The following is a 6,308-nucleotide window of genomic DNA, read 5'->3' as shown; positions in this document are numbered from 1 at the left end:
CAGGGGAGGTGTCGTCCTACGCGCCATCACCATCTGGCTTCGCGAATAGGGAGACGCGCCCTAGGTGCAGGGTCGTCGCTATGAGAGTCGCAGGACCCGGCGTCGGCTGGTGATAACGCGGCCCGACCGCCAGGAGTCATAGGCGGCGACGTTCGGGTTCCCAGACGCGGCGGGTTGGTCGTGCGAGGTCAAGGGTCGCGGTCCAGGTCAGCCGCCCGTAGGCCAGTGGCGAGTTGGACCCCGAGCTGGTTCTTGTCGAAGGCCTACAGCGGCATGTTGGTCGCGGCGGTATCCCTCAGGCGGATGAGGGGTAGATGCGACTCTAGGCCAGCTCACTGCGCAGCGGGTGTCGCTGATGTTCGGACGCGGATGAGCGGATCGGTCGAAGCCGCACGTCCGATGACCGGCAGGCCGGATCGGGGAGAAATGCTTGCCACCCATGCGCGAACGCGAGTGCCGAGATCGCACGGCCGTCGGTGATGTCACCAATGGCAACCGTGACTTCGTCGTCGGTTCCCTCGAAGGAACTGTTGGTCTCCGCGACGAGCAGCGCGATCAACTCTCCCGCGGAAACCGGTTCGCCGAAGGGGGCATGGTCTTCCGGGTCGCCTCGAAGTGCTCTGATCACGGCCTCCCGGGCGCCGTAGCCGAACATGTCGGCGCCCTCAGCGCGGACGAGCGCCCGGGCGCCGGGTCCGTCGTCGTAGAGCGGCAGGACGAGGTCGGCGCGTCCGCGCACGACCGCGAAGGGCCGTCCGCCGAGCTTGCCCTGGGCCAGCTCCGCCATGCCGGCGATCTCGTCAGCGACGGCGGGCGCGGTGACGGCGAGCTCGTTGCCGTGTCCGTCGACGCGGCCTGCGAAGTCCTCGGCGACGATGAGGCCGGCGGCGCCGACTGCGATGTCGGTCTGTCCCTCGCGCCACGCCCGTCCGGCGGTGTCGGTGACGACGACACCGACGTTGCGCCCGGTGCGTTGGAGGATCCGCGCCCGGATACGTCGGGCCGACGCATCCGGATCCTCGGGAAGGAGCACGACGGTGCCGGCCTCGATGTTCGAGGCGTCGATGCCGGCAGCAGCCATGGTCAGGCCGTGGTGTGTTCGGGCGATCGTGGTCGACCCGCGTCGAGCGACGACCCGCGCGGTTTCGCCCGGGAGCGCCTCTTCGCGGGTGCCGAGCCTAACCCTGCCCTCGGCCTTGCTCACCACCTTGCTGGTCACCACAACCACGTCGCCTTCGGCGACCTCCGTCAATGTCAGGAGGAGATCCGCCACGTCGTCGCCACGACGTACCTCGGGGGCGCCGTCGGGGGCCTGTACGGAGACGGTGCTCATGCGACGATCGACATGGCCGCGGCCGCCATCGCAGCGGTGGCCGCGTGGTCGGTCATCATCAGGGGTACGGCGCGGCAGGTGATACCGGCGTCGATGAGCCGGGGCACCTGGTCGGCGTCGGCCAGGTCGACCAGCCAGCCGTCGAGGACACCACCTTGTGCACGTGAGCCGAAGTGGAGCCCCACTCCCGCGGCGCTGACCTCCACGCCGATGGAGGTGAGCATCTGTTCGGCCATGCCTCGCACGTGGGTGCCCCCTACGATGGGGGAGAGCCCGACGACGGACGCATTCGTCCCTACGATCGCCTCGCGGACGCCGGGGACGCCGACGATGGTGCCGACGGAGACCACCGGATTGGACGGGGGGAGTATCACGAGGTCGGCGTTCATGATGGCGTCGACGACCCCGGGGGCCGGGGCTGAATCCTCAATGCCCTCGAAAACGAGCCTTTCCGCGGGCACGGAGGCGCCCAGCTTGATCCAGTACTCCTGGAAGTGCACGACCCGGTGGCCGTTGAGTGATTCGGGGTCGGCGATCTCGACATGGGTTTCCACGCGGTCGTCGGTCATCGGGAGCAGACGGACCCCTGGCTGCCAGCGCCGACACAGCGCTTGGGTGACCTGGGAAAGGGTGTGCCCGGCTTGGAGCATCTGGAGACGGACCAGATGGGTGGCGACGTCGCGGTCACCGAGGCCGAACCAGGTCGGCTCCACGCCGTACTCGGCAAGCTCTGCCTTGACACTCCAGGTCTCCTCGCGGCGGCCCCATCCGCGATCGTTGTCGATGCCGCCGCCGAGCGTGTACATGACGGTGTCGAGGTCGGGGCAGACCTTGAGGCCGTGCACCCAGATGTCGTCGGCAGTGTTGGCAATGACGGTGACCGACGCGTCGCGAGAGACCCCCGGGAGGGTGCCGGACGTGATCCCGTGGAGCAGCCCCTGGAGGAACTTCGCGCCGCCGGTTCCCCCCGACAACACAGTGATGCGAGCGGTCGGGTTCATCAATGCCTCTCGGGGGGTTGGACGGAAGCGTTAAGGCATTCCTCCGGCTCGACAGTAGTCATGAGGAGAGTCTGACAGCCGGAAGGGTTGCCTGGCCCTGCCCATCGAACTCCGAGAACCGATGGCGTTGGGGGAGCGCCTGGCTGCCCGGCCCTGGCTCCGGAGCGTAGAGCCTCACCAAGGAGCCGGGAGTCAAGCGGAAGAAGGTCTCCAGCCTCGCTCGGAACTTGGGCTGGGGTTGGCTTCGGGCCGCCTCCCAGCTGCGAACTGTGACCTGTTTGCAGCCGCAGGCACGGGCAATGTCCTGCTGCGTCAGGCCGCTCCACTGGCGGAGCACGCGTAGCACCCGGGCCAGGTCGCCCGGCTTCCATGTCTGCGGATCGAGTTCGGGCGGCGGGACAACTCCGGCGGCGGCTGCGACGGTCGAGACCGGCACCCCATAGATCCGTCCCAGCTTGCGCACGGCGTGCAGGGGCGGGCGCCCTCCTGCCTCCCACACGCCCACACTGTGCCGCGAGACTCCCAGCTTCTCGGCGACGTTCCTCTGGGACAGACCCGTTCTGCGGCGTAGCCGCCGCAGTCCGGTGACCGTCGACGGGTCGTTCCGGGTGGACAGCGGTGCCATCGGTGCGCGGACCAGGACATCGACCAACTGGTCGGCATCTAGATTCAGCACCTCTGCGAGCCCCGGGACGTGGCGCAACGGGATGCGTGCCCGACCGTGCTCCCAGTTGTAGACCGTGTGTGCCGGCACTCCGACCGCTTGAGCGACCTGCGGTGCGGTCATGTCAGCAGCCTTGCGCAAGCGCCGGAGCCCGTGACCACGGAGGCTCTCGCGAGGCTCCGTCCCACATGTCCGCGCCTCATCGAAGAAGTCCACGACCTCGGCCGGGCTGAGGTCGAGCACTCGTGCCAAACCACGGATGTGGACCGGTCCGGGCAGTCGCTCGCGTCGCTCCCATCGCCAGACCGTTTGCGGGTGTACGTCCAGCCGTGCAGCAACATCGGCGACACTGAGCGCAAGGACCGTGCGCTGTTCTCGCAACATCATGTCCAGTTCGTCTGCCTCATCAGTGATGGATGGGGGTGGTCATTGAGGGTCGGCGCACCGGAGCCTCGCCAGCCGTTCGGCGGGGTGGGTCCGCGCCGGCTACCCAGCGTCGGGCAGGGCGGCGGCGAAGACGGTGCCGGCGCGCGCCGGGACGCCGTACGTCGTGGTCCGCTCGCGCAGCGGGCGGCCGATGCCGTCGCCGATCTCGCGGAGCTCCTCGACCGTCTTCGCGGAGCCGTGCTCGGAGCCGGCCATCCGGGAGATCGTCTCCTCCATGAGCGTGCCGCCGAGGTCGTTCGCTCCCGCCCGCAGCATCGCCCGGGTGCCCTCGACGCCGAGCTTGACCCACGACGTCTGGATGTTCGGGATCCGGCCGTGCAGCAGGATCCGGGCGACCGCGTGGACGGCGAGGTTGTCGCGGTGGGTGGGGCCGGGGCGGGCGACGCCGGCGAGGTAGATCGGTGAGCTGGTGTGCACGAACGGCAGCGGCACGAACTCGGTGAACCCCCCGGTCTCGTCCTGGATCCGGGCGAGGACGCGGAGGTGGGCGACCCAGTGCCGCGGATTGTCGACGTGGCCGTACATCATCGTCGAGCTCGACCGCAGGCCCACGCGGTGCGCGGTCGTGACCACCTCGACCCAGGTCCGCGTCGGCAGCTTGCCCTTGGTGAGGACCCAGCGGACCTCGTCGTCGAGGATCTCCGCGGCGGTGCCGGGAATCGTGTCGAGACCGGACTCCCGGGCCCGGACCAGGAAGTCCTCGATCGAGAGGCCGGTGCGCGAGGCGCCGTTGACGATCTCCATCGGGCTGAACGCGTGCACGTGCATGCCCGGCACCCGCTTCTTCACCGCGGCGGCGAGGTCGAAGTACGCCGTCCCGGGCAGCTCGGGATCGATCCCGCCCTGCATGCACACCTCGGTGGCACCCAGCCGCCAGGCCTCCTCGGCGCGGTCCGCGACCTGCTCGAGGGAGAGGCTGAACGCGTCGGCGTCTGTGCGGCGCTGCGCGAACGCGCAGAAGCGGCAGCCGACGTAGCAGACGTTGGTGAAGTTGATGTTGCGGTTGACGACGTAGGTCACCTCTTCGCCCACGGTGTCACGGCGCAGGCCGTCGGCCAGCCGGCAGACCGCGTCGAGGTCGGCGCCCTCGGCCGTGATGAGCGCGTGCGCCTGCTCGTCGCTGATCCCGGCCGGGTCCCGCTCGGCCGCCCGCAGGGCCGCCGCGAACGCCCCTCCGCGGGCGTTCGCGGAGGTGGTGCCGGCGGTGTGGCCGGCGGCCTCGGCGACGTCGCCCCAGTCGCCGTACACGTCGTCGAAGTCCGAGCGCCGGTCCGCGCTGCGCCCGATCGTGTCGACCTCGGTGTGCAGGTTGGTACGTCCGGTGCCGGCGTGGGCGAAGCCGCCGTCGGGCTCCTGCCAGGGCAGCCCGGTGGGACGTACGCCGGGCAGCGCGAGGCCGTCGTCGCCCGCGAGGGCGGCGACGTGGGCGGAGACCCGCGGGTCGAGCCACGGCTCGCCCTGGCGGACGTACTCGGGGTGGACGGTGAGCCGCGGGCGCAGCTCGAACCCGCAGTCGGCGCTCAGGGCGCGCAACCGCTCGAGGCTGGGCCAGGGCCGCTCGGGGTTGACATGGTCGGGGGTCAGCGGCGAGACGCCGCCCCAGTCGTCGACGCCGGCCTCGAGCAGCGCCCGACACTCGCCAGAGTCGAACGCAGTGTCGACCAGGTTCGGCGGGGCCTGCACCCGCGCCCTGGGCCCGAGGACCAGGCGGGTGACGGCGATGGCGGCGCGGTACTCGTCGAGGCCCAGGTCGTCGGTGTGGCGCATCGCGGTGTCGGGCTTGGCCCGGAAGTTCTGGACGATGACCTCCTGCACGGCGCCGTACCGCCGCAGGGTCGCGCGGAGGGCGAAGATCGTCTCGGCGCGCTCGGTCAAGGTCTCGCCGATCCCGACCAGCAGCCCAGTGGTGAACGGGATCGAGAGCCGGCCGGCGTCCTCCAGCACCCGCAGCCGCAGCTCGGGGTCCTTGTCGGGTGAGCCGAAGTGGGCCTCGCCCTTCACCTCGAACAGCCGGCGCGAGGTCGTCTCGAGCATCATCCCCATCGACGGGGCGACCGGCTTGAGCCGGGTCATCTCCTCCCACGACATCACGCCGGGGTTGAGGTGGGGCAGGAGCCCCGTCTCCTCGAGGACCCGGATCGCCATCGCGCGGACGTAGGCCAGCGTGGAGTCGTAGCCCTGCTCGTCCAGCCAGGCGCGGGCCTCCGGCCAGCGGTCCTCGGGCCGGTCGCCGAGGGTGAACAGCGCCTCGAGGCAGCCCATCCGCGCGCCGTCGCGGGCGATGTCGAGGATCTCGTCGGGGGAGAGGAACATGCCGTGCCCGGCCCGCCTGAGCTGGCCCGGCGACTCCACGAACGTGCAGTAGTGGCAGCGGTCCCGGCACAGCTTCGTGACCGGGATGAACACCTTCGGGGAGTACGTCACCACCCCCGGCCGACCGGCCGCGACCAGTCCGGCATCGCGGACCCGGGCCGCCGCGGCACACAACCGGTCCAGATCGTCCCCGCGGGCACCCAGCAGGACGGTCGCCTCCCCGACATCGAGCGCGGCCCCCCGCTCCGCGCGCGCGAGGGAGCGTCGTACCTGCTGGGGGGTCGGCAACATAATACGGTGCTCCTTCTGCTCGGGTAGTCACATTCGATGGTTGGAGACGCGTGACGGTACACGCGCTGTGGCGACAGGTTCTCAGCCGCGCCTAGCTACTCAACGTGCCGCCGATGCGTGGCGGGACAAACTTCCGGAAACGCTCAACACGGAAATAGATTGCGACGCTGCACGAGTTCAGATGCGTCAGGCCATCGCCTCGCGTAGAGGAAGCGTCGGGAGGTGCAGCGCGTCTGTCCCCGCTCCGCGCCGCCCACTG

Annotated in this window: 4 protein-coding genes; all 4 read right to left on the bottom strand. The window is 70.2% G+C overall.

Going from position 1 to position 6,308, the window contains the following annotated elements; translation table 11 throughout:
* Window positions 1-322: 322 nt before the first annotated feature.
* The gene (gene cofE / locus ACFPGP_RS05975; protein WP_378588229.1) at window positions 323-1,333 is read right to left on the bottom strand and encodes a coenzyme F420-0:L-glutamate ligase; all 1,011 of its coding nucleotides are present in this window, start codon (window positions 1,331-1,333) and stop codon (window positions 323-325) included.
* Window positions 1,330-2,334, bottom strand: coding sequence for a 2-phospho-L-lactate transferase (gene cofD / locus ACFPGP_RS05970; protein WP_378588226.1), 1,005 nt, complete (start codon window positions 2,332-2,334; stop codon window positions 1,330-1,332). Before cofD ends, cofE begins: the two co-directional genes overlap by 4 nt.
* Before the next feature lie 58 nt (window positions 2,335-2,392).
* Window positions 2,393-3,382, bottom strand: a complete 990-nt coding sequence (locus ACFPGP_RS05965; RefSeq protein WP_378588234.1) for a helix-turn-helix domain-containing protein — start codon at window positions 3,380-3,382, stop codon at window positions 2,393-2,395.
* A 102-nt stretch (window positions 3,383-3,484) separates the two neighbouring features.
* The gene (locus tag ACFPGP_RS05960) at window positions 3,485-6,049 is read right to left on the bottom strand and encodes a bifunctional FO biosynthesis protein CofGH (protein WP_378588224.1); all 2,565 of its coding nucleotides are present in this window, start codon (window positions 6,047-6,049) and stop codon (window positions 3,485-3,487) included.
* Between the last annotated feature and the right edge of the window lie 259 nt (window positions 6,050-6,308).

The sequence above is a fragment of the Nocardioides taihuensis genome, assembly GCF_042657275.1.
Classification (GTDB): domain Bacteria; phylum Actinomycetota; class Actinomycetes; order Propionibacteriales; family Nocardioidaceae; genus Nocardioides; species Nocardioides taihuensis.
This window is presented reverse-complemented; position numbering and strand designations above follow the sequence as displayed.